This is a genomic window from Actinoallomurus liliacearum (assembly GCF_039542035.1).
Taxonomy (GTDB): domain Bacteria; phylum Actinomycetota; class Actinomycetes; order Streptosporangiales; family Streptosporangiaceae; genus Actinoallomurus; species Actinoallomurus liliacearum.
In genome coordinates this window covers 601,338-622,995 of the sequence record NZ_BAABHJ010000005.1, presented here as the reverse complement: position 1 = coordinate 622,995, position 21,658 = coordinate 601,338, and the positions used below count along the sequence as shown (strand labels likewise).

The 21,658-nt window shown below is 69.6% G+C and carries 20 protein-coding genes; 2 read left to right on the top strand and 18 right to left on the bottom strand.

From position 1 onward, the window contains the following. Positions 1-245: 245 nt before the first annotated feature. Entirely contained in the window at positions 246-902 is a 657-nt protein-coding gene (msrA, locus tag ABD978_RS10720) for a peptide-methionine (S)-S-oxide reductase MsrA (protein WP_345352357.1), read from the bottom strand. 103 nt (positions 903-1,005) lie between these two features. Between msrA and rarD the strand changes: the two genes are divergently transcribed. Next, positions 1,006-1,911, top strand: coding sequence for an EamA family transporter RarD (gene rarD, locus ABD978_RS10715; RefSeq protein ID WP_345352354.1), 906 nt, complete (start codon positions 1,006-1,008; stop codon positions 1,909-1,911). Position 1,912: 1 nt separating this feature from the next. Here the strand turns inward: rarD and ABD978_RS10710 are convergent, their stop codons facing one another. The 3 genes from ABD978_RS10710 to ABD978_RS10700 all read right to left on the bottom strand — a co-directional run bounded on the left by ABD978_RS10710 (position 1,913) and on the right by ABD978_RS10700 (position 4,673). Then, a complete protein-coding gene (locus ABD978_RS10710) occupies positions 1,913-2,758 on the bottom strand; it encodes a trypsin-like serine peptidase (RefSeq protein ID WP_345352351.1) in 846 nt (281 codons plus the stop codon). 46 nt (positions 2,759-2,804) lie between these two features. Beyond that, positions 2,805-3,701 (bottom strand): trypsin-like serine peptidase, encoded by an 897-nt coding sequence (locus ABD978_RS10705; protein ID WP_345352348.1) that lies wholly within the window; start codon positions 3,699-3,701, stop codon positions 2,805-2,807. Between the two features lie 93 nt (positions 3,702-3,794). Then, positions 3,795-4,673 (bottom strand): trypsin-like serine peptidase, encoded by an 879-nt coding sequence (locus ABD978_RS10700; protein WP_345352345.1) that lies wholly within the window; start codon positions 4,671-4,673, stop codon positions 3,795-3,797. A 211-nt stretch (positions 4,674-4,884) separates the two neighbouring features. Between ABD978_RS10700 and ABD978_RS10695 the strand changes: the two genes are divergently transcribed. Beyond that, the gene (locus ABD978_RS10695) at positions 4,885-5,445 is read left to right on the top strand and encodes a hypothetical protein (RefSeq protein ID WP_345352342.1); all 561 of its coding nucleotides are present in this window, start codon (positions 4,885-4,887) and stop codon (positions 5,443-5,445) included. 89 nt (positions 5,446-5,534) lie between these two features. On the opposite strand, the gene ABD978_RS10690 is transcribed toward ABD978_RS10695, so the two are convergent. Genes ABD978_RS10690 through ABD978_RS10625 form a run of 14 tightly spaced genes read right to left on the bottom strand, consistent with a single transcriptional unit; the run spans position 5,535 to position 21,657 of the window. Then, complete coding sequence (locus ABD978_RS10690) at positions 5,535-6,530, bottom strand: polyprenyl synthetase family protein (RefSeq protein ID WP_345352339.1); 996 nt, start codon at positions 6,528-6,530, stop codon at positions 5,535-5,537. 16 nt (positions 6,531-6,546) lie between these two features. After that, a complete protein-coding gene (gene nuoN / locus ABD978_RS10685) occupies positions 6,547-8,094 on the bottom strand; it encodes an NADH-quinone oxidoreductase subunit NuoN (protein WP_345353678.1) in 1,548 nt (515 codons plus the stop codon). A gap of 11 nt (positions 8,095-8,105) precedes the next feature. Beyond that, positions 8,106-9,641: an NADH-quinone oxidoreductase subunit M gene (locus tag ABD978_RS10680; protein WP_345352336.1), complete on the bottom strand. Its 1,536-nt coding sequence runs from the start codon at positions 9,639-9,641 to the stop codon at positions 8,106-8,108. A gap of 40 nt (positions 9,642-9,681) precedes the next feature. Then, positions 9,682-11,613 carry an NADH-quinone oxidoreductase subunit L gene (gene nuoL, locus ABD978_RS10675; RefSeq protein WP_345353677.1) on the bottom strand — a complete coding sequence of 644 codons (1,932 nt, stop codon included), beginning with the start codon at positions 11,611-11,613 and terminating at the stop codon, positions 9,682-9,684. A 19-nt stretch (positions 11,614-11,632) separates the two neighbouring features. Then, positions 11,633-11,929 carry an NADH-quinone oxidoreductase subunit NuoK gene (gene nuoK, locus ABD978_RS10670; RefSeq protein ID WP_252779706.1) on the bottom strand — a complete coding sequence of 99 codons (297 nt, stop codon included), beginning with the start codon at positions 11,927-11,929 and terminating at the stop codon, positions 11,633-11,635. Next, positions 11,926-12,756 (bottom strand): NADH-quinone oxidoreductase subunit J, encoded by an 831-nt coding sequence (locus tag ABD978_RS10665; protein ID WP_345352332.1) that lies wholly within the window; start codon positions 12,754-12,756, stop codon positions 11,926-11,928. Before ABD978_RS10665 ends, nuoK begins: the two co-directional genes overlap by 4 nt. Continuing rightward, entirely contained in the window at positions 12,753-13,280 is a 528-nt protein-coding gene (nuoI, locus tag ABD978_RS10660) for an NADH-quinone oxidoreductase subunit NuoI (protein ID WP_345352330.1), read from the bottom strand. Before nuoI ends, ABD978_RS10665 begins: the two co-directional genes overlap by 4 nt. Beyond that, positions 13,273-14,619: an NADH-quinone oxidoreductase subunit NuoH gene (gene nuoH, locus ABD978_RS10655; protein ID WP_345352328.1), complete on the bottom strand. Its 1,347-nt coding sequence runs from the start codon at positions 14,617-14,619 to the stop codon at positions 13,273-13,275. The genes nuoI and nuoH overlap by 8 nt, the downstream gene beginning before the upstream one ends. Beyond that, positions 14,616-17,060: an NADH-quinone oxidoreductase subunit G gene (locus ABD978_RS10650; protein ID WP_345352325.1), complete on the bottom strand. Its 2,445-nt coding sequence runs from the start codon at positions 17,058-17,060 to the stop codon at positions 14,616-14,618. The genes nuoH and ABD978_RS10650 overlap by 4 nt, the downstream gene beginning before the upstream one ends. Continuing rightward, positions 17,057-18,355 carry an NADH-quinone oxidoreductase subunit NuoF gene (gene nuoF / locus ABD978_RS10645; protein ID WP_345352322.1) on the bottom strand — a complete coding sequence of 433 codons (1,299 nt, stop codon included), beginning with the start codon at positions 18,353-18,355 and terminating at the stop codon, positions 17,057-17,059. The genes ABD978_RS10650 and nuoF overlap by 4 nt, the downstream gene beginning before the upstream one ends. Next, positions 18,352-19,020, bottom strand: coding sequence for an NADH-quinone oxidoreductase subunit NuoE (gene nuoE, locus ABD978_RS10640; protein ID WP_345352319.1), 669 nt, complete (start codon positions 19,018-19,020; stop codon positions 18,352-18,354). The genes nuoF and nuoE overlap by 4 nt, the downstream gene beginning before the upstream one ends. Continuing rightward, positions 19,017-20,363, bottom strand: coding sequence for an NADH-quinone oxidoreductase subunit D (locus tag ABD978_RS10635; protein ID WP_345352316.1), 1,347 nt, complete (start codon positions 20,361-20,363; stop codon positions 19,017-19,019). Before ABD978_RS10635 ends, nuoE begins: the two co-directional genes overlap by 4 nt. Next, the gene (locus ABD978_RS10630; RefSeq protein WP_345352313.1) at positions 20,360-21,106 is read right to left on the bottom strand and encodes an NADH-quinone oxidoreductase subunit C; all 747 of its coding nucleotides are present in this window, start codon (positions 21,104-21,106) and stop codon (positions 20,360-20,362) included. The genes ABD978_RS10635 and ABD978_RS10630 overlap by 4 nt, the downstream gene beginning before the upstream one ends. Next, positions 21,103-21,657, bottom strand: a complete 555-nt coding sequence (locus tag ABD978_RS10625; RefSeq protein ID WP_252802605.1) for a NuoB/complex I 20 kDa subunit family protein — start codon at positions 21,655-21,657, stop codon at positions 21,103-21,105. The genes ABD978_RS10630 and ABD978_RS10625 overlap by 4 nt, the downstream gene beginning before the upstream one ends. Position 21,658: the final 1 nt, after the last annotated feature.

Genomic DNA, 21,658 nt, shown 5'->3' with positions numbered 1-21,658 from the left:
TTAGTTTGTTCGATTTCGAGGAAACTAAATGTACCGAACACTTTCGGGTCGCCGCAGCCGATCGATCAGCCTCAGCCGTCCAGCTTCCTGGTGCCTACCGGACCGGCAGGTCGGTGCCGCCACACACCATGACAGTTCACCGAGGCTCTCGGCGTCCGAGGGGTATGGCCACTCCGGCCCGATCTCGGGCCGGCGAGGAGACCGAGCCTTCCTGCCGGCCCTCGGGAGCCTTCGGAGCAGGTGACTTACTCGGCGCGCGCCACGCCTACCGGGCAGGTGAGGCCGGTGCCGCCGACGCCGCAGTAGCCGTTCGGGTTCTTGGCGTCCGACAAGTACTGCTGGTGGTAGTCCTCGGCGAAGTAGAACTCACCGGCGGGGACGATCTCGGTGGTGATCTCGCCGTAGCCCGCGGCGTTCAGGACCTTCTGGTACGACTCGCGGGAGGCGAGGGCGGCGTCGCGCTCGGCGTCGTCGCGGTAGAAGATGACCGAGCGGTACTGGCTGCCGACGTCGTTGCCCTGGCGCATGCCCTGGGTCGGGTCGTGGCCCTCCCAGAACGCCTTGAGCAGCTGGTCGTAGGAGATCTTGGCCGGGTCGTACACGACGCGCACGGCCTCGGTGTGGCCGGTGCGGCCGGAGCAGACCTCTTCGTAGGTGGGGTTGGGGGTGTAGCCGCCGGCGTAGCCGACGGCCGTCGACACGACGCCGGGGATCTTCCAGAAGGCGCGCTCGACGCCCCAGAAGCAGCCCTCGCCGAACTCGGCGATCGCGGTGCCCGGCGGGTAGGGCGGTGCGAGCGGGGTGCCGAGCACGGTGTGCCGCTCGGCGACCGGCATGGGGGTGTCACGGCCCGGGAGGGCCTCTTCGGGGGTCACCATCGTCGTCTTTGCGAATCCGAACACCCTTGCAGGGTATCCCTCGGCGCAAACGGACCCCCGTCTGTGAAGCAGCGCTTGACATTACCGTGAAGCGTTTACGCTAATTACGGCTTGATATGATTCGGCCGTGGCTGATACCCGTCGTGGCATTCTGTCCGGCATCGCGGCGTACACGATGTGGGGACTGTTCCCGCTCTACTGGCCGTTGCTCAAGCCGGCCGGGGCGCTGGAGATCCTCGCCCACCGCATGATCTGGTCGCTGGTGGCCGTCGTCGTGATCCTGGCCGTGCGCCGGCACTGGACGTGGCTGCGGACCATGGGACTGCGGCGGATCCTGCTGCTGGCCCTCGCCGCACTGATCATCACGGTCAACTGGGGAACGTACATCTACGCCGTGAACAGCGGGCACACGATCGAGGCGGCCCTCGGCTACTTCATCAACCCGCTGGTCAGCGTGCTGCTCGGCGTCCTGGTCTTCCGCGAGCGGCTGCGGACGTGGCAGTGGGCGGCGATCGGGGTCAGCGTGGTCGCCGTCGGCGTGCTCGCCGCGGACTACGGCCGGCTGCCGTGGATCGCGCTGCTGCTGGCCGGCAGCTTCGGCACGTACGGCCTCGTCAAGAAGTTCGCGGCGACCGGGTCGGCGGAGAGCCTGACGATCGAGACGGCGGTGCTGTTCGTGCCCGCGCTGGCGTACACGCTGCTCGCGCCGCACCAGACCTTCACCGGGCACGGAGCCGGGCACGTCACGCTGCTCGTCGGCGCGGGCGTGGTCACGGCGATCCCGCTGATGCTGTTCAACACCGCGGCGACGCGAGTGCCGCTGACCGTCATCGGCATGCTGCAGTACCTCGCGCCGGTCATCCAGTTCCTGATCGGCCTGCTGGTCCAGCACGAGGCGATGCCCGCGAGCCGGTGGGTCGGCTTCCTGCTGGTCTGGGCGGCCCTGGCGATGCTCACCGCGGACGGGTTGCGCGCGGCCCGGTCGAAGCGGCGCGCGGCGCTCCGGCCCGAGCCGGTGCCCGAGGCCGTCTGAGTCAGGCCTCTTCGTCGGCCTTGGCGATCAGCTTGGAGATGTCGCCGTCGAAGAGGGCGCTGTAGGAACGCCAGTGGGTCGAGCCGCCCCGCTGGTGCCCGCCGAGCGTCCCGATGACCATGCCGCTCTGCGTCCTGTTGTCGTACCGGACGATCCACGGGCTGCCGCTGGTGCCGCCGTAGAAGCCCTTGCAGTCGAAGCCGACCTGGTGCCGCGACAGCTTGAACGTCCGGTTCGCGCACCAGATGGGCCGGTCGGCCGGATTGTGGGCCTTGACCGGGTACCCGATCACCGTCACCCGATTGGTGAACCCCTGGCCGACCAGGAGCCGGTTCGAGCCGACGACGTCGACGATGTGGCGGCCGCCGACCCTGCCCAGCGCCGCGAAGCCGAAGTCGAGATCCCGGTCGCCGTGGCTCGTCCAGCGCGAGTCCAGCCAGGTCCTGCGGACTGGCCAGACGCCGTACGGGTGGGGCCGCGCGGTGCGGTACGCCGGGACGAACGCGATGTGCGTCGCGTAGGCCCGGTCGCCCGGGTCGTACAGGCAGTGGGCCGCCGTGAGGATGAGGTCCTTCTTCGGCGTGTGGACGACGCTGGCGGTGCAGTAGTGGTCGCCACGTCCGTTGCGGTAGAAGAGCGCGCCGACGACCCGGCTGCCGCCGCCCGGCCTGGCCCGGGGGATGCCCGCGGGCGGTCCGGGCGCGTGGTGTCCCGACCGGACCTCCGGCGGAGTCGCGGCCGCCATCCGGGAGACGGTCCAGTACGCGGCGTCCCGCGCCGCGTCCGGTGCGACGTGGCCGACCGCGCGGATCCCCGCGACGTTCGCCGCGGCGACCGGCACCGTCATGGAGGACAGGGCCGCCGTCAGTAGCAAACCGCGGAGCACCCGCGGCTCAGGCCTGGTCGTTCGCCGTGACGGCGAGGCGGCCGATGTCGTCGTCGAACAGGGGGCTGTAGGACCGCCAGTCGGTGTCGCCGCCCTTCTGGTAGCCGCCGATCACGCCGATCACGTAACCGCGCTGCGCCTGGTCGTCGTAGTCGGAGATCCACGGACTGCCGCTCGTGCCGCCGGTGAAGCCGCCGCAGTCGAACCGGAGCTGGGCGTCGGCGTACCGGTACGTCGGGCCGGTGCAGCGGATCGGCCGGTCACTCGGGTCGTTCGCCCGCGACGGGTAACCGATCACCGTGACCCGGTTGGCGTAGCCCGTGTTGATCAGCAGTTCGTTCGCCCCGACGACGTCGGCGATGCGCCGGCCGTTCATCTCCTGCACGGCGGCGAACGCGACGTCGGCGTCCTGGTCGCCGTGGTCGATCCAGCGCTGGTCGGCGACCATCAGCCATACCGGCCAGGTGCCGTACGGGCGGCGGCCGCGGCTGTACTTCGGCACGAAGACGAGGTTCCGGTTCCACGCGTGGCCGCTCGGGCTGTACAGGCAGTGCGCCGCGGTGATCAAAAGGTTCCGCTTGGCGGAGCCGACCACGCTGGCGGTGCAGTAGTGCCGGCCGGTCCCGTTGCTGAGGAACAGCGCCCCGACGACGCGGCTGCCGCCGGTGTAACCGGCCGCCGGCATGGCGTCGGGCGGCCCGGCCTGCCGCGTCAGGCGAGCGTCGACGGGCGTCGCGGTCGCCATCATCCGCTCGGTCCAGTAGGCCGCGCTGCGCGTTCCGGCGGTGCGGTCCACGAAGGTGACGGCGTGCACGGCGTGCCCGCCGACGGCCGAGGCACGCGGGAGCGGGGTGAGCGGCGTCAGGCCGGCCAGGACGGCACAGAGCAGTCGTGTGGTCTTCACCAGGGACCCACCCTCCGTGCGCACGCGTACACGAAGAGGAACTATTGCATCATCGCCGCGCCGCCGCCGGGTTTTCCCGAGCCGTGTCGCGATTCAGCCGTGCTTCTTGGCCGTCGTGAAGAGGTTGTTGACGTCCTTGTCGAAGACGGAGGCGTACGACCGCCAGTCGTACTTGCCGCCCTCCTGGTAGCCGCCGATGACCCCGAGGACGTCGCCACGCCGGGTGGTGGTGTTGTAGTTCTTGATCCAGGGACTGCCGCTCGTGCCGCCGTAGAAGCCGTTGCAGTCGAAGTAGATCTGATACTTGAACGCCTTGTGGGTGGTGACGTTGCAGTAGATCGGCTTGTCGACGGAGGAGTACTTCTTCATCGGGTATCCGATGACGCGGACCCGGTTCGTGTAGCCCTGGTTGATGACGAGCCGGTTCGCGCCGACGACGCTCGCGATGGGCTTGCCGTTCCGCGTGCCGACCACCGCGAAGCCGAAGTCGAGGTCCGGGTCGCGCTTCTTCTTCCAGCGCGAGTCGACGTACATGTACTTGACGGTCCACGCGCCGTACGGGCGGGCGCCCTTGGTCTTGCTGTAGCGCGGCACGAAGACGATGTTCTTCGCCCAGCCGTTGGTGCCGTACAGGCAGTGGCCGGCGGTGAGGATCAGGCTTTTCTTGGGCGTGCTGACGACGCTGGCGGTGCAGTAGTGGCTGCCGCTTCCGTTGCTGAGGAACAGCGCACCGACGACGGGGCTGCCGGTCCACGTCTTGGCGGTCGGCCGGCTGGACGCCACGCCCATCTTGCCACTGGCCGCCTGGGTCGGGCGTCCGTCGAGCGGCGTGGCCGCCGCCATCCGCTTCGGCGTCCAGAACGCGAGCGTGGCGGGGTCGGAGACGCCGTACGGGTCGTCCGCCTGAACGCTGACCGAGGTGCCGCCCCCATGACCCGATCGTGCGAGCGCCGGTCCCGCGACTGCGACCAATGCCGCCGGAATCAGGACAATAGGCATGATTCGCGTCGCCCGCACCAGTCACCCCGTCCATCACAATTGCTAACACCGGCAAAGCGAACCCATAGCGTAGCCCTAACATCTCCACGCTTGATCAAGGTATGCAGTAACTTGCAGGTCCCGGAGTGGACTTGGCCCAGACCGGACATGGACCCGAGAGCCGGCAGGCTCCGAGGAGGAAGCAGTGCGACCAGTTCCCAAGGCCGTCGCGGCCGCCGTCGTGGCCGTAGCGGCGACCGGTCTGGGCGCCGCGCCCGCCGCCGCGGACGGCATCGCCGTCTCACCGCACTCACCGCGTCCCGGGCAGCGAATCCACATCTCCGTGCCCGACTGCAGCGTCGGGCCGACGACCCACATCGCCAAGTCCCTGGCGTTCACGCGCGACGTCGCCCTGTACGGCAAGGCGGACACCGGCGAGGGCGACCCGAGGATCAAGAAGGACCTGTCGCCGGGCAAGTACGCCATCGTCGCGTCCTGCGGAGCCGGCCGTACGGTCCACGGCGAGGTCGTGGTGACGGAGAGGGTCGGCAAGACCGGCCCGCACACGTCGGTGCCGGTCGCGTCGCCGCCCGCGGAGCGGCACACCGCGTCCCCGCACCCGGCCGTGAGCAGCCTCAGCGCAACGCCCACGGCCTCGCAGAGTCATGACGACTCGAAGCTGCCGTTCGTGGCGATCATCGCGGGCATGGCGGTGCTGTTGCTCGGCACCGCCGGCATGCTGCTCGTCCGCCGCCGACGCGGCTGAGGGGCGCCGTCCGCCGCCGTCGCGCGCGAGCGGCGGCGGCGGCGTCATGATGACCGAAGCGCTGTGACCGCCGCCGGTGGCTCGGCGGCCTACGCGGTGCGGGTGAGGACGAAGTCGCAGAGGGAGAGGAACGCCGCACGCGCGGGTACGTCCGGCAGGGTCAGCAGCTCGGCGCGGGCCTCGTCGACCCACCGGCGCAGGTCCGCGCGGGCCCGGTCCATCGCCGGGTGGGCGCGCAGCAGGGTCAGGGCCTCCGCGTGCCGCGCGTCGTCGGTGAGGTCGGAGTCGAGCAGCTCGCGCAGCCGGGCGTCCTCGTCCGCAACCGAGCGCAGCACGTGCAGCACCGGCAGCGTACGGATGCCCTCGCGCAGGTCGGTGCCCGGCGTCTTGCCCGACTCCTCCGACTCCGAGGCGATGTCGAGGATGTCGTCGGACAGCTGGAACGCGACGCCGATCTTCTCGCAGGCCGAGGTGAGCGTCTCGACGATCTCCGGGCCGGCCCCCGCGAGCAGGGCGCCCAGTTGCGCGGACGCGGCGATCAGCGAGCCCGTCTTGCCCGCCATGACCTCGATGTAGTGGTCGAGCTGATCGGTGCCGGCGGCGGGGCCGGCGGTCTCCAGGATCTGCCCGCGCACGAGCCGGGCGAACGTCCGCGCCTGGATGCGCACCGCCTCCGGCCCGAGGTCGGCGAGGATGTCCGAGGCGCGGGCGAACAGGTAGTCGCCGGTGAGGATCGCGATGGTGTTGTTCCACCGGTTGTTGGCCGAGGCTTGGCCGCGGCGCATCACGGCCTCGTCCATCACGTCGTCGTGGTAGAGCGTCGCCAGGTGGGTCAGCTCCACCACGACCGCGACCGGGATGACCCCGGGCGCGGCCGGGTCGCCGAACTGCGCGGCCAGCAGCACCAGCATCGGCCGGAACCGCTTGCCGCCCGCGTCGGTGAGGTGCCGCGAGGCGTCGGTGATCAGTGCGTAGTCGCTCTGCACCGCGTCCCGCAGCGCCTCCTCGACCTCGGCCAGTCTCTCCTGGATGCCTGCTGCGAGTGTGTCATCGACGGCCGGAAGGCCCAGAAGGGCACTACTCACAGACTTCTCCCCAGTTTCAGCGGACGAACAGCTGATTTGCGGCCGACTGCGCCAGGTGCAGCGCGGGGCCGGGAATCACGCCGAGGACCAGGGTAACGAACGCCCCAACTGCGACCGCCGTCGCGGTGGTCGGGCTGAAGGCCACACTCGGCCCGTCCGCCAGCGGCTCGCTGAAGAACATCAGCACGATGACCCGGACGTAGAAGAACGCGGCGATGGCGGAGGACACCACACCGACGATCACCAGCGGCATCGCGCCGCCGGCCATCGCGGCCTGGAAGACCGCGAACTTCCCGGTGAACCCGCTGGTCAGTGGGATACCGGCGAACGCCAGCAGGAAGAAGGCGAACGTTCCGGCGACGAGCGGCTGACGCTTGCCCAGGCCCGCCCAGCGAGACAGGTGCCCGGCCTCGCCGCCCGCGTCCCGGACCATCGTGATGACCGCGAACGCCCCGACGGTGGTGAAGCCGTACGCCGCGAGGTAGAACAGCGTGCTGGACAGGCCCGCCTTGTTGGTGGCGATGACGCCCGTGAGCAGGAATCCGCCGTGCGCGATGGAGGAGTACGCCAGCATGCGCTTCACGTCGGTCTGCGTGATCGCGACGATCGCGCCGACCAGCATGGTGAGGATCGCGACGGCCCACATCATCGGCCGCCAGTCCCAGCGCAGCGTCTCCAGGCCGACGTAGAAGACCCGCAGCACACCGCCGACCGCGGCGACCAGGGTGCAGGAGGCCATCAGCGCGGTGATCGCCGTCGGAGCACCCTGGTACACGTCCGGCTTCCACGCCTGGAACGGCGCGGCGCCCATCTTGAACAGCAGGCCGACCGCGAGCAGCGCGACGCCCGCGAGCAGCAGCGGCTCGGTGCCGCCCTGCTTGCTGATCGCCGCCGCGATGTCCGACAGCCGCACCGAGCCGGCGAAGCCGTACAGCAGCGCGGTGCCGTAGAGGAAGAACGCCGAGGAGAACGCGCCGAGCAGGAAGTACTTGACCGCGGCCTCCTGCGACAGCAGGCGACGGCGCCGCGCCAGACCGCACAGCAGGTACAGCGGCAGCGACAGGACCTCCAGGGCCACGAACATCGTCAGCAGGTCGTTGGCGGCCGGGAAGATCAGCATGCCGCCGACCGCGAACAGCACCAGCGGGAAGACCTCGGTCTGCACGAGGCCCGCGACAAGGCTCTCGCGCTCCTCCGGGCTGCCGGGGACCGTGGAGGCCTGCGCCGTGAACGGGCTGTCCTCGTGCGTCCGCTCGGCGATCAGCAGCATCGACATCAGGGCGAGGACGAGGATCGTGCCCTGGATGAACAGGGTCGGTCCGTCGACGCCGATCGCGCCCATCGCGGCGACGTGGTGCGGCTGGTCGCCGAGGGCGAGCGCGATCGTCCAGGCGAACGCTCCGACCAGGCCGACGACCGAGACCAGCACCTGCAGCCCGTACCGCTGCGTACGCGGCGCGAGGGCCTCGACGAGCACACCGAGGCACGCCGCGCCGAGCACGATCAGGGTCGGAGCGAGCCGCCCGTACTCGATGTGGGGGGTCGGGATGTCCCCCGCCGCCATGTAGACGGGTGTCACTGGTGGCTTCCCTTCTCGGCGACCGTCGGCTTCGGGTCCTGCTTGTGGACCTGGACCAGGGTCTGCTTGACCGACGGGTTGATGACGTCCAGCACCGGCTTCGGGTAGAAGCCGAGCGCGACGATGATCGCGACGATCGGCGCCACCACGATCAGCTCACGCTTGGACAGGTCGCTCATGCCCTTGACCGCCTCGGCGGTCGGGCCGTTCATCGTCCGCTGGTACATCCACAGGATGTAGATCGCGGCGAGGATGATGCCGACCGTCGCGATGACCGCGGGCACCTTGTAGCGGGAGAACGTGCCGACCAGGACCATGAACTCCGAGACGAAGCTCGACAGACCCGGCAGCGACAGACCGGACAGGCCCGCGACGAGGAAGGTGCCGGCCAGCAGCGGGGCGACCTTCTGCACGCCGCCGTACGCGTCGATGCGCGCCGACCCGCGACGGGAGATCATGAACCCGGCGAGCAGGAACAGCGCACCGGTCGAGAACCCGTGGTTGACCATGTACAGCGTCGCGCCGCTCTGACCCGACGAGGTCATCGCGAAGATGCCCAGCGTGATGAAGCCGAAGTGGGACACCGACGTGTAGGCGATCAGGCGCTTGATGTCGACCTGGCCGATCGCGAGGACCGCGCCGTACACGATGCCGATCACCGACAGCGTCAGCACCACCGGCGTGAACCACTTCGAGGCGCCCGGGAACAGCTCCAGGCAGAACCGCAGCATCCCGAACGTGCCGACCTTGTCCAGCACGCCGACGATCAGCACGGCGGCGCCGGCCGGGGCCTGGCCCGCGGCGTCCGGCAGCCAGGTGTGGAACGGCACCAGCGGCGCCTTGATCGCGAAGGCGATGAAGAAGCCGAGGAACAGCCACTTGGCGGTGGTCGGCGCGATGTGCAGGTTGCGCAGCTCGTCGAACAGGAAGGTGCCGTGGCCCGCGTTCGCCGACACGACGTACAGGCCGATCACCGCGGCGAGCATCAGCAGGCCGCCGAACAGCGAGTACAGCAGGAACTTCACCGCGGCGTACGAGCGCTGCGGCCCGCCGTAGGACCCGATGATGAAGTACACCGGGATCAGCATCGCCTCGAAGAAGACGTAGAAGAGGAAGACGTCGGTCGCCGCGAAGACGCCGACCATCATCGCCTCGAGCGCCAGCAGCAGCGCGAAGTAGGTCTTCACCGAGCGCTTCGGCGGGGCGTCGACCCCGCCCGAGCGGTCCGCGTCGTTCCAGGAGGCCAGCACGACCAGCGGGACGAGGATCGTCGACAGCAGGATCAGCACGAGGGCGACGCCGTCGACGCCGACCGCGTAGTGCACGCCGAACTGCTTGATCCACCAGTACTTCTCGGTGAACTGGAAGCGCGCGCCGTCCGTCTTGAACTGCACCGCCATGACGATGGACAGCACCGCCACGACGAGCGTGATGCCGAGCGCGACCTGCTTGGCCAGCGCGTCACGGCCCTTCGGCAGCAGCGCGACGAGCAGTGCGCCCACGGCCGGGATCGCGATGAGGGCGGTCAGCATGAGGCCACCTTCCGGTGCGGCAGGGAAGTCGTGGCGACCACTAGATCCTCACCAGGAACAGGGCACCGACGACCAGCGCGGCGCCGACGAACATGGACAGTGCGTACGAGCGGACGAAACCGGTCTGCACGCGCCGGACCCGGCCGGAGGTCCCTCCGATCAACGCGGCGAGGCCGTTGACGAGGCCGTCGACGCCGCGGTTGTCGAAGTAGACCGTGAGGCGGGTCAGCCACTGACCGGGCCGCATGAGCAGCGACTCGTTCAGCGCGTCGCCGTACAGGTCCTTGCGGGCGAAGGTCACGGCGGGGTTGCCCGCCGGGGCGGTCCGCGGGATCGGGCGGCGCAGGTACTGCACGTACGCGAGGCCGATGCCGACCACCATGAGCGCGAACACGATCCCGGTGTACGGCGTGATCAGCTTGTGCGCCTCCTCGGGCTCGCCCACGACGGGCGCGAGGAACTTCGCGAACCGGTCGCCGGCGATGAGGAAGGCGCCGCCCGCGATCGAACCGATCGCCAGCAGGATCAGCGGGACGGTCATGACCTTCGGGGACTCGTGCGGGTGCACGTCCTCGTCCCAGCGCGGCTCGCCGAAGAACGTCATGAACATCACGCGGGACATGTAGTACGCGGTGATGCCGGCGCCGAGCAGCGCGAGCCAGCCGAGGATCTGGCCGGACGTGCCGCCCTTCTCGAAGGCGGCGTCGATGATGCCGTCCTTGGTCCACCAGCCGGACAGGCCGGGGAACCCGATGATGGCGAGGTAGCCGAGGCCGAACGTCGCGAACGTGATCGGCATGACCTTCCGCAGGCCACCGTACTTGCGCATGTTCACGTCGTCGTTCATGGCGTGCATGACCGAACCGGCGCCGAGGAACATGCCGGCCTTGAAGAAGCCGTGCGCGATGAGGTGCGCGATCGCGAAGACGTAGCCGGGGCGGCCGAGGCCGGCGGCGAGCACCATGTAGCCGATCTGCGACATCGTCGAGCCGGCGAGGGCCTTCTTGATGTCGTCCTTGGCGCAACCGATGATCGCACCGGCGAGCAGCGTGGCGACGCCGACGATCGTGACGAGCAGGCGCGCGTCCGGCGACAGCTCGAAGATCGCGTGGGAGCGGACGATGAGGTAGACGCCCGCGGTGACCATCGTCGCCGCGTGGATGAGCGCCGACACCGGGGTCGGGCCCTCCATGGCGTCCAGGAGCCAGGACTGCAGCGGGAGCTGGGCGGACTTACCGCACGCGCCGAGCAGGAGCAGCAGGCCGATCGCGGTGATCGTGTTGTGCGACGCCTGCGAGGCCTGGCCGAAGACGTCCTGGTAGCTCAGCGAGCCGAAGGTCGCGAACATGATCATGATCGCGACGGACAGGCCGAAGTCACCGACCCGGTTGACGATGAACGCCTTCTTGGCCGCCGTGGCCGCGCTCGGCTTGTGCTGCCAGAACCCGATCAGCAGGTACGACGCGAGACCCACGCCCTCCCAGCCGATGTACAGGCCCACGTAGTTGTCGGCCAGCACCAGCAGCAGCATCGCCGCCACGAAGAGGTTCAGGTAGGCGAAGAAGCGCCGCCGGTCCGGGTCGTGCGCCATGTAGCCGATCGAGTAGATGTGGATCAGCGAGCCGACCCCGGTGATCAACAGAACGAAGCTGATCGACAGCGGGTCGACCAGCAGGTTCATGTCGACCTTCAGGGAGCCGGCCGAGATGAAGTGGAAGAGGTGCACCACACGGCTGCGCCCCTCCGCGTCCTGACCCAGCATCTGGAAGAAGGTGAGGACGCCGACGACGAAGGCGCCCAGGGACATCGCGGTGCCCAGCAGGTGGCCCCACTTGTCGGTACGGCGCCCGCTCAGCAGCAGGATCGCCGCGCCGGCCAGCGGCAGGGCGATCAGCAGCCAGGCGACGGACTGGACGCCCTCGGCCGCCTGGGGGTGGAGTTCCGGCCCACCGGCGGCAAGAACAGCGTTCATCGTGGTCATCGGGATGTCCTCAGTACTTCAGCAGGTTCGCGTCGTCGACCGACGAGGACTTCCTGCTCCGGAAGATCGTCATGATGATCGCCAGTCCGACGACCACCTCGGCCGCGGCCACGACCATCACGAAGAACGCGATGATCTGCCCGTCGAGGCTGCCGTGCATGCGGGCGAAGCTCACGAACGCCAGGTTGGTGGCGTTGAGCATGAGCTCGACGCACATGAAGACCACGATGGCGTTGCGGCGAATGAGCACGCCGATCCCGCCGATCGTGAACAGGATGGCGGACAGAACCAGGTAGTGGCCCGTCACTGTTCCTCCTCCTCGACCTCGACCGGCTTCTCGATCACGGCCTTGACCGTCTTGGTCCCCTCACGGGCGACCACCTCGGGCGAGGCGCCGTGCAGGTCCTCGTGCTCGCCGGTACGGCGCCGGGCGATCACCGGGCTGACCGACAGCTCCGAGATGCTGCCGTCGGGCAACAGGGCCGGCATGTCGACGGCGTTGTGGCGGGCGTACGTGCCGGGCGGCGGCAGCGGCGAGACGCGGTCGCTCTTGATCCGCTCCTTCGACAGCTGCTTCTGCGTCGGCTTCGGACGCAGCCGCTCGCGGTGGGCGAGGACCATCGCGCCCAGCGCCGCGGTGATCAGCAGGGCGCTGGTCACCTCGAACGCGAAGACGTACTTGGTGAAGATCAGCCGCGCCAGGCCCATGACGTTGCCGCCATTGGCGTTCGCGTCCTTCAGGCCCGCGGTCCTCGGCAGCGTCGCGTGACCGAACCCGACGAACAGCAGGACGGCGAACGCGATGCCCACGATCGCGGCGGCGACGCGCTGGCCCTTGATCGTCTCGACCAGGGACTCGGTCGAGCTGACCCCGATGATCATGACGACGAACAGGAACAGCATCAGCACCGCGCCGGTGTAGACGATCACCTGCACGAACGCCAGGAACGGCGCCTCATTCACGGCGTACAGCACCGCGAGCGAGAACATCACCGCCGCCAGCATCAGCGCCGAGTGCACGGCCTTCCGCGTGAGGATCATGCCGAGGGCCGCCCCGACCGAGACGATCGCGAGGATCCAGAAGATCGCGCTCTCGCCGGTCTGGTGCGCGCCCGCGGCCACTACCCCGGTCATTTGGCACCGTCCTTGGAATCGCTCTTGGCGCCGAGGCGGTAGTAGTCCTCCTCGGTCTCGCCGAGACGCATCTGGTGCGGCGGGGCCTCCATGGCCTCGGTGAGCGGCGCGAGCAGCATCTCCTTGGTGTAGATGAGGCTCTCGCGGCTGACGTCGGCGAGTTCGTACTCATTGGTCATCGTGAGCGCCCGGGTCGGGCACGCCTCGATGCACAACCCACAGAGGATGCACCGCAGGTAGTTGATCTGGTAGACGCGGCCGTACCGCTCACCCGGGGAGAACCGCTCCTCCTCGGTGTTGTCGGCGCCCTCGACGTAGATCGCGTCGGCGGGACACGCCCATGCGCACAGCTCGCAGCCGACGCACTTCTCCAGGCCGTCGGGCCAGCGGTTGAGCTGGTGCCGGCCGTGGAAGCGCGGTGCCGTCGGCTTCTTGACCTCGGGGTACTCCACCACCTCGGTCTTACTGAGCATCTGGTGGAACGCGACGCCGAACCCCTTGATCGGGTTCAGGAAATCAAGCACGGGTGGCCTCCGCGGAGTTGGGCGCACGGCCGTTGCCGACGCCGTGGTAGTGCGGCGCGTCGAGCGGCGGCACCGGGAAGCCGCCCGCCATCGGGTCGTGCTCGGCCGCGGCCTCCGCCTCCTCCGGCTGCGCCTCGCTCGCCGCGACCCGCTCCCACAGGAACGACCCGATGAGCAGGAGGAGGACGATGACGGCGGCGACGATCATGATCGGACCGACGTCGTGGTGCTCGTTGCGCAGGGCCCGCACCACCGACACGAACAGGATCCAGCCGAGCGAGACCGGGATGAGGACCTTCCAGCCCAGCTTCATCAGCTGGTCGTAGCGGACCCGCGGCAGGGCCGCGCGCAGCCAGATGAAGAAGAAGGTGAACATCCAGATCTTGATCAGGAACCACAGGATCGGCCACCAGCCGGAGTTGGCCCCGGACCAGAACCAGGTGATCGGCCACGGCGCGCGGTAGCCGCCGAGGAACAGCGTCGTGCACAGCGCCGACAGCGTCGTCATGTTCACGTACTCGGCGAGGTAGAACATCATGAACTTCAGCGACGAGTACTCGGTGTGGTAGCCGGCGACCAGCTCGCCCTCGCCCTCGGGCAGGTCGAACGGGATACGGCCGGACTCCCCCATCATCGTGAAGATGTAGATGACGAACGACGGCAGCAGCAGGATCGCGTACCAGGACGGCGTGTGGAACGTGATCCCGGCGACCTTGAACGCGGTGCCGTGCGCCTGCGCCGCGACGATCTCCGAGGTGGACAGCGTCCCGGCGAACAGGAACACCGCCACGAACGACAGACCCATCGCGATCTCGTACGAGATCACCTGAGCGCTGGAGCGCAGACCGCCGAGCAGCGCGTACGGCGACATGGACGACCAGCCGGCGAGCACGAAGCCGTACACGCCGATCGAGGCCATCGCCAGCGGCAGCAGCACCGCGACCGGCAGGTCCGCGAGCTGCAGCGGCGTCTTGTGGCCGGCGATCGAGACGACCCCGCCCCACGGGATGATCGAGAACGACACCATCGCGGGCGCGGCGGCGAGGATCGGCGCGAGGAAGAAGACGACCTTGTCCACGCCGCGCGGGACGATGTCCTCCTTCAGCGCGCCCTTGATGCCGTCGAACAGCGCCTGCAGGATGCCGAAGGGGCCGGCGCGGTTCGGACCCGGACGCAGCTGCATCCGGCCGATGATCCGGCGTTCCGCCCAGACGGTGATGAGCACCGTCAGCAGCAGGAACACGAAGATCACCAGCGCCTTGAGCACGATGATCCACCACGGGTCGTGCCCGAAGCTGTTCAGCGTGGCGCCCTCGGCGAGGACGTGGGTGGCGTTCATGCGACGCTCCCGTTCTGGATCTTCACGACCGCCCCGGCCGAAACGCCCAGGTCCCGGTGGACCGCGCAGCCCGGGGAGTTCTCGGGGAGCCAGACCACGCGATCCGGCATGTCGACGATCTCCAGCGGCAGGGTGATCTCGCCGTGCGCCGTGGCCACGGTGACCTTCCCGTCCGCTGCGATCTCCGCGGCGGTGGCCGCGCTCAGCCGCGCGACCGGCGTCTTCGCGGTGCCCGCGAGGTACGGCTCGCCGTCCTGCATCCGGCCCGCGTCGAGCAGCATCCGCCAGGTGGCCAGCCGCGCCTCGCCCTTGCCGGGCTCGGCCGGTACGGCCGCGGGCACGCTGGGCAGGCTCGGCCGGTCGCCGCGGAACGCGCCGAGCGCGGCCATCTCGCGGCGGGCCGCCGCCGAGTCCGGCAGGCCCAGGTGGACGTCGAGCTGGTCGGCGATGGCGGCCAGCACCTTCAGGTCCGACATCACGCCGGGGGTCTTCAGCACGACGTCGAACTGGCGGCCGCGGCCCTCCCAGTTGACGAAGGTCCCGGCCTTCTGCGTCACCGTCGCCACCGGCAGCACGACGTCGGCCCGGTCGGTGACCGCGCTGACCCGCTGCTCCAGGCTGACGATGAACGGGGTGTTCTCCAGGGCCTCGAGCGCTCCGGCCGGGTCCGGCAGGTCGTACGGGTCGACGCCGCCGATGAGCAGCGCGTCGATCCCGCCGTCCCGCGCGGCGGCGAGGATGCCCGTCGTGTCGCGGCCCGGCGTCGCCGGCAGCGAGCCGACGGTCCAGGCCCGGGCCACCTCGCCGCGCGCGGCGGCGTCGGTGACCGGACGGCCGATCGGCAGCAGGGTCGGCAGCGCGCCGGCCTCGACCGCGCCGCGCTCACCGGCCCGGCGCGGGATCCACGCGAGGCGGGCGCCGGTGGCGGTCGCGAGCCGGCCGGCGGCCGACAGGGCGCCCGGCACCGCGGCGAGCCGCTCACCGATGAGGATGATCGCGCCGTCGGCCTTGAGCAGCTCGGCGGCGGCCTTGCCCGCGTCGTCCAGGGCGGTCCCGGTGATCAGGTCACCGAGGGCCTCGGCCTCGGCCCCCGGCGCGGTGGCCAGGAGCGTGCCGGACATCTTGCGCAGGCCGCGCGTGGCGTACGGCGCGACGGAGTAGACCTTCAGGCCCTTCTTGCGGGCCGCCTTGCGGAGCCGCAGGAAGACGATCGGCGACTCCTCCTCCGGCTCGAAGCCGGCCAGCAGCACCGCCGGGGCGTTCTCCAGGTCGGTGTAGGACACCGTGATCGGACGGCCCGCGACGGTCGCGGCGAGGAACTCGACCTCCTCGGCCGAGTGCGCGCGGGCGCGGAAGTCGATGTCGTTGGTGCCGAGCGCGATCCGCGCGAACTTGCTGTACGCGTAGGCGTCCTCGAGGGTGACCCGGCCGCCGGTCAGCACGCCGGCCTTGCCGCGGGCGCGGGCCAGGCCCTCGGCCGCGACGCTCAGCGCCTCCGGCCAGGACGCCGGCTCCAGCACGCCGTCCTCGTTACGGATCAGCGGGTGGGTCAGGCGGTCGGGCTGGGTGGCGTACGTGAACGCCCACCGGCCCTTGTCGCAGTTCCACTCCTCGTTGACCTGCGGGTCGTCACCGGCCAGGCGGCGCGTCACCTTGCCGCGCCGGTGGTCGGTGCGCTGGGCGCAGCCGGAGGCGCAGTGCTCGCAGACGCTCGGCGTCGACACGAGGTCGAACGGCCGGGAGCGGAAGCGGTACGCCGCGCCGGTCAGCGCGCCGACCGGGCAGATCTGCACCGTGTTGCCGGAGAAGTAGGACTGGAACGGCTCGTCGGTGGCCGCGCCGACCTGCTCCTTGGCGCCGCGCTCGAACAGGTCGATGAACGCGTCGCCGGCGATCTGGTCGGAGAACCGCGTGCAGCGGGCGCACTGGATGCACCGCTCGCGGTCCAGCAGGACCTGCGAGGACAGCGCGAGCGGCTTCGGGAACGTCCGCTTCGTCTCGACGAACCGGGACTCGCCGCGGCCGTTGGACATCGCCTGGTTCTGCAGGGGGCACTCGCCGCCCTTGTCGCAGATCGGGCAGTCCAGCGGGTGGTTGATCAGCAGCAGCTCCATCACGCCGTGCTGGGCCTTGTCGGCCACCGGCGAGGTGAGCTGCGTCTTGATCACCATGTTCGGCATGACCGTGGTGGTGCAGGACGCCTGCGGCTTGGGCATCGGCCGCCCGTTGCCGGCGTCCGGGATCTCCACCAGGCACTGCCGGCACGCGCCGACGGGGTCGAGCAGCGGGTGGTCGCAGAACCGCGGGATCTGGATACCGAGCAGCTCGGCGGCCCGGATGATCAGCGTGCCCTTCGGAACGCTGATCTCGAAGCCGTCGATCGTGACGGAGATCAGGTCCTCGCGCTTCTCGACCCCGGTGCTGTCGCTGGTGACGGTCACTTTCCACCTGCCCACGCGGTCGAGGCGGCCCGGTCGAAGGGACAGCCGCCCTGTTCGAAGTGCTGGATGTACTCGTCCCGGAAGTACTGGATGGACGAGGTCACCGGGCTGGTCGCGCCGTCGCCGAGGGCGCAGAACGACCGGCCGAGGATGTTGTCCGACAGGTCCAGGAGGGTGTCGAGGTCCTTCTCGCTGCCCTCGCCCTTCTCCAGGCGCTTGAGCATCTGCTTGTACCAGTAGGTGCCCTCGCGGCACGGCGTGCACTTGCCGCACGACTCGTGCGCGTAGAACTCGCTCCACCGCAGGACGGCCCGTACGACGCAGGTCGTGTCGTCGAAGAGCTGCAGCGCCCGGGTGCCGAGCATGGAGCCGGCCGCGCCGACGGACTCGAAGTCCAGCGGCACGTCGAGGTGCTCGTCGGTGAACAGCGGGGTCGAGGAGCCGCCCGGCGTCCAGAACTTCAGCCGGCGCCCGCCCCGGATGCCGCCCGCCATGTCGAGCAGCTCGCGGAGCGTGATGCCCAGCGGCGCCTCGTACTGGCCCGGCCGGGTGACGTGCCCGGAGAGGCTGAAGATGCCGAAGCCCTTGGACTTCTCGGTGCCCATGGAGGCGAACCAGTCGGCGCCGTTGGCGATGATGCCGGGAACACTGGCGATCGACTCGACGTTGTTGATCACAGTCGGGCCGCCGTAGAGGCCGGCCACCGCCGGGAAGGGAGGCTTGAGCCGGGGTTGACCGCGGTAGCCCTCGAGCGAGTCGAGCAGCGCCGTCTCCTCGCCGCAGATGTACGCGCCGGCGCCGGAGTGGACGACGAGCTCCAGGTCGAAGCCGGAGCCGAGGATGTTCTTGCCGAGGTAGCCCGCCTCGTACGCGTCCGCGACCGCCTGCTGGAGGCGGCGGATGACGTGCAGGACCTCACCGCGCACGTAGATGAAGGCGTGGTTCGCGCGGATCGCGAACGAGCTGATGATGATGCCCTCGACCAGCACGTGCGGGTTGGCCATCATCAGCGGGATGTCCTTGCACGTGCCCGGCTCGGACTCGTCCGCGTTGACGACGAGGTAGTGCGGCTTGCCGTCACCCTGCGGGATGAAGCCCCACTTCAGGCCGGTCGGGAAGCCCGCGCCGCCACGGCCGCGCAGTCCGGAGTCCTTCACCGCCTGGATGATGTCGTCCGGGTTCATGCCCAGGGCCGTGCGGAACGCCTGGTACCCGCCGGCGTTCTCGTACCCGCGCAGCGTGAACGAGTCCGCCTGGTCCCACGTCTTGGTGAGGATGGGGGTCAGAGTCGTCATTTGGTCTCCTCGGGCTCAGGAGCGGTCCAGCCCTCGCGCTTGGCCAGCTCGAGGCCTTCCAGCGACTCCGGGCCGGCCTGCACGCCCTCGCCGGCGCGACCGTCGTTGAAGCCCGCGAGCACCCGCGACGCCTGCTTCCAGGAGCACACCGAGGACGGGCCGCGGGTCGGCGCGACCGGCTTGCCGGCGCGCAGGTCGTCGACGAGCTGCTTGGCCTTCTCCGGCGTCATGTCGTCGAAGAACTCCCAGTTGACCATCATCACGGGAGCGAAGTCGCAGGCCGCGTTGCACTCGAGGCGCTCGAGGCTGATCTTGCCGTCCTCCGTCGCCTCGTCGTGACCGACGCCGACGTGCTCGGACAGCTCCTCCCAGATCTGGTCGCCGCCCATGATCGCGCACAGCGTGTTGATGCAGACGCCGACGTGGTACTCGCCGACCGGCTCACGCTTGTACTGCGTGTAGAAGGTCGCGACGCCGGTGACCTGCGCGGGCGTGATGCCCAGCGTGTCGGCGCAGAACTGGATGCCGTCGTCGCTGACGTACCCGACCTCGGACTGCACCAGGTGCAGCATCGGCAGCAGCGCCGACCGCGTCTTCGGGTACTTGGCGATGATCTCTTTGGCGTCGCGCTCGAGCCGCGCTTGGACCTCTGGCTCGAAGCTCATCGGTCGACTCCCCCCATGACCGGGTCGATACTCGCCACCGCGGCGATGATGTCGGCGACCTGGCCGCCCTCGGACATCGCCGGGGCCGCCTGCAGGTTGGTGAACGACGGGTCGCGGAAGTGCACGCGGTACGGGCGGGTGCCGCCGTCGCTGACCGCGTGACAGCCGAGCTCGCCGCGCGGCGACTCCACCGCGGCGTACACCTGGCCGGCCGGCACCCGGAATCCCTCGGTCACCAGCTTGAAGTGGTGGATGAGGGCCTCCATGGACTGGCCCATGATGTGCGCGATGTGGTTCGGCGAGTTGCCCATGCCGTCCGGCCCCAGCGCGAGCTGCGCCGGCCAGCCGATCTTCTTGTCCTCGATCATCACCGGGCCGGACTTGGCGGAGCCGGAGCTCAGCCGGTCGAGGCACTGCTCGATGATCTTCAGGGACTCTTCCATCTCCGCCATGCGGACGAGGTAGCGGCCGTACACGTCGCAGGTCTGCTGCGTCGGCACGTCGAAGTCGTACGTCTCGTAGCCGCAGTACGGCTGGGTCTTGCGCAGGTCCCACGGCAGGCCCGCGGAGCGCAGCACCGGACCGGTGACGCCGAGCGCCATGCAGCCGGTCAGGTCGAGGTAGGCGATGTCCTTGGTCCGCGCGACGAACACGGGGTTCGCGTCGAGGAGCTTGCGGAGCTGCTTGAGCCGCTGCTTCTCCCGCTTGACGAAGTCGCCGATCTTGTCGATCGCGCCCGGCGGCAGGTCCTGGGCGACGCCGCCCGGCCGGATGTAGGCCATGTTCATGCGCAGGCCCGCGACCATCTCGAAGATGTCGAGGGCGTACTCACGCTCGATGAACCCGTTGAGCATCACGGTGGTCGCGCCGAGCTCGAGGCCGAACGTCGCGATCGCGACCAGGTGCGAGGAGATCCGGTTGACCTCCATCATCATCACCCGGATGACCTGCGCCCGCTCGGGGACGTCGTCGGTGACGCCGAGCAGCTTCTCCACCGCGAGGCAGTACGCCGCCTCGTTGAACAGCGGCGCGAGGTAGTCCATGCGGGTGCAGAACGTGGTCCCCTGGGTCCACGTCCGGTACTCCATGTTCTTCTCGATGCCGGTGTGGAGGTAGCCGATGCCCAGCCGGGCCTCGTCGACCGTCTCGCCGTCGAGCGTCAGGATGAGCCGGAGCACGCCGTGCGTCGACGGGTGCTGCGGACCCATGTTGACGACCATGCGGTCCTCGTCGCCGGACGCCGCGGCGTCCACGACCTCTTTCCAGTCCTGGCCGTTGACGTTGTAGACGGTGCCCTCAGCGGCCTCGCCCGTGCCGTACGCGTCGTAGTCCGTGGCGGTCATACGTAGGACCTCCTCTCGTCGGGCGGGGGCACCTTGGCTCCGCGGTACTCGACGGGGATCCCGCCGAGGGGGTAATCCTTGCGCTGGGGGTGGCCCTGCCAGTCGTCCGGCATCATGATCCGGGTGAGCGCCGGGTGGCCGTCGAAGACGATCCCGAACAGGTCGTACGTCTCGCGCTCATGCCAGTCGTTGGTCGGGTAGACCGTGATCAGCGACGGGACGTGCGGGTCCGCGTCGGGGGCGGTGACCTCGAGCCGGACGCGCCGGTTGTGGGTCATCGACAGCAGCGGGTAGACCGCGTGCAGCTCCGAACCGGTCTCCGCCGGGTAGTGCACGCCGGACACGCCGGTGCACAGCTCGAAGCGCAGCGCCGGGTCGTCGCGGAGGACCTGGGCGACCTGGAGCAGGTGCTCGCGGCGGACGACGAGCGTCAGCTCGCCCCGGTCCACGACGACGCGCTCGATCGCCTCGCCGAACTCGGGGTAGGCACGCTCCAACGCGTCCGCGATCTCGTCGAACTCGCCCTCGGCGCCGGTCGTGCGCGGACCGCCGTACGGGCGCGGGCTGGAGACCTTGGGGGCCTGGCGGATGACGAGCTTGCCGTAGCCGGAGGTGTCGCCGGTGGTCTTGGCACCGAACATGCCCATCCGGGCGATCGGCTGCTCCCGCCGCTCCTCCTCGGCGTGCGCCGGGAGCTGGTCGGCGGCCTGCTCGGCCTGCTGCTCAGGGTGCTGGGAGCTCATGACACCACCTCGGGCTGGTCCAGGAGCGGAAGCTGGCGGAGCCGGGCCTTCTCCAGCTCCTCGATCTCCCGCTTGCGGTGCACGCCCAGCTTGGTGTTCTGGATCTTGTCGTGCAGCTTGAGGATCGCGTCCAGCAGCATCTCCGGCCGCGGCGGGCAGCCGGGCAGGTAGACGTCGACGGGGACGATGTGGTCGACGCCCTGGACGATCGCGTAGTTGTTGAACATGCCGCCGGAGGAGGCGCACACGCCCATCGCGATGACCCACTTGGGCGAGGCCATCTGGTCGTAGATCTGCCGGAGCACGGGGGCCATCTTCTGGCTCACCCGGCCGGCCACGATCATCAGGTCGGCCTGTCGCGGCGAGCCGGAGGCGCGCTCCATTCCCCATCGGGAGAAGTCGTGGCGCGGGTCGCCGGTCGCCATCATCTCGATGGCGCAGCAGGCCAGGCCGAACGTCGCCGGCCAGACCGAGCTCTTGCGCGCCAGGCCGATGACCTGCTCGACCGTGGTCAGCAGGACGCCTGCGGGGAGTTTCTCTTCAAGACCCATT

Excerpts from the sequence above, each read along its gene's own strand:
- ABD978_RS10710 (WP_345352351.1), bottom strand. The coding sequence starts at position 2,758 with ATGACGGTGCCGGTCGCCGCGGCGAACGTCGCGGGGATCCGCGCGGTC.
- nuoN (WP_345353678.1), bottom strand. The coding sequence starts at position 8,094 with ATGGCGGCGGGGGACATCCCGACCCCCCACATCGAGTACGGGCGGCTC.
- ABD978_RS10680 (WP_345352336.1), bottom strand. The coding sequence starts at position 9,641 with ATGCTGACCGCCCTCATCGCGATCCCGGCCGTGGGCGCACTGCTCGTC.
- nuoL (WP_345353677.1), bottom strand. The coding sequence starts at position 11,613 with ATGAACGCTGTTCTTGCCGCCGGTGGGCCGGAACTCCACCCCCAGGCG.
- ABD978_RS10665 (WP_345352332.1), bottom strand. The coding sequence starts at position 12,756 with ATGACCGGGGTAGTGGCCGCGGGCGCGCACCAGACCGGCGAGAGCGCG.
- nuoH (WP_345352328.1), bottom strand. The coding sequence starts at position 14,619 with ATGAACGCCACCCACGTCCTCGCCGAGGGCGCCACGCTGAACAGCTTC.
- nuoF (WP_345352322.1), bottom strand. The coding sequence starts at position 18,355 with ATGACGACTCTGACCCCCATCCTCACCAAGACGTGGGACCAGGCGGAC.
- nuoE (WP_345352319.1), bottom strand. The coding sequence starts at position 19,020 with ATGAGCTTCGAGCCAGAGGTCCAAGCGCGGCTCGAGCGCGACGCCAAA.
- ABD978_RS10635 (WP_345352316.1), bottom strand. The coding sequence starts at position 20,363 with ATGACCGCCACGGACTACGACGCGTACGGCACGGGCGAGGCCGCTGAG.
- ABD978_RS10630 (WP_345352313.1), bottom strand. The coding sequence starts at position 21,106 with ATGAGCTCCCAGCACCCTGAGCAGCAGGCCGAGCAGGCCGCCGACCAG.
- ABD978_RS10625 (WP_252802605.1), bottom strand. The coding sequence starts at position 21,657 with ATGGGTCTTGAAGAGAAACTCCCCGCAGGCGTCCTGCTGACCACGGTC.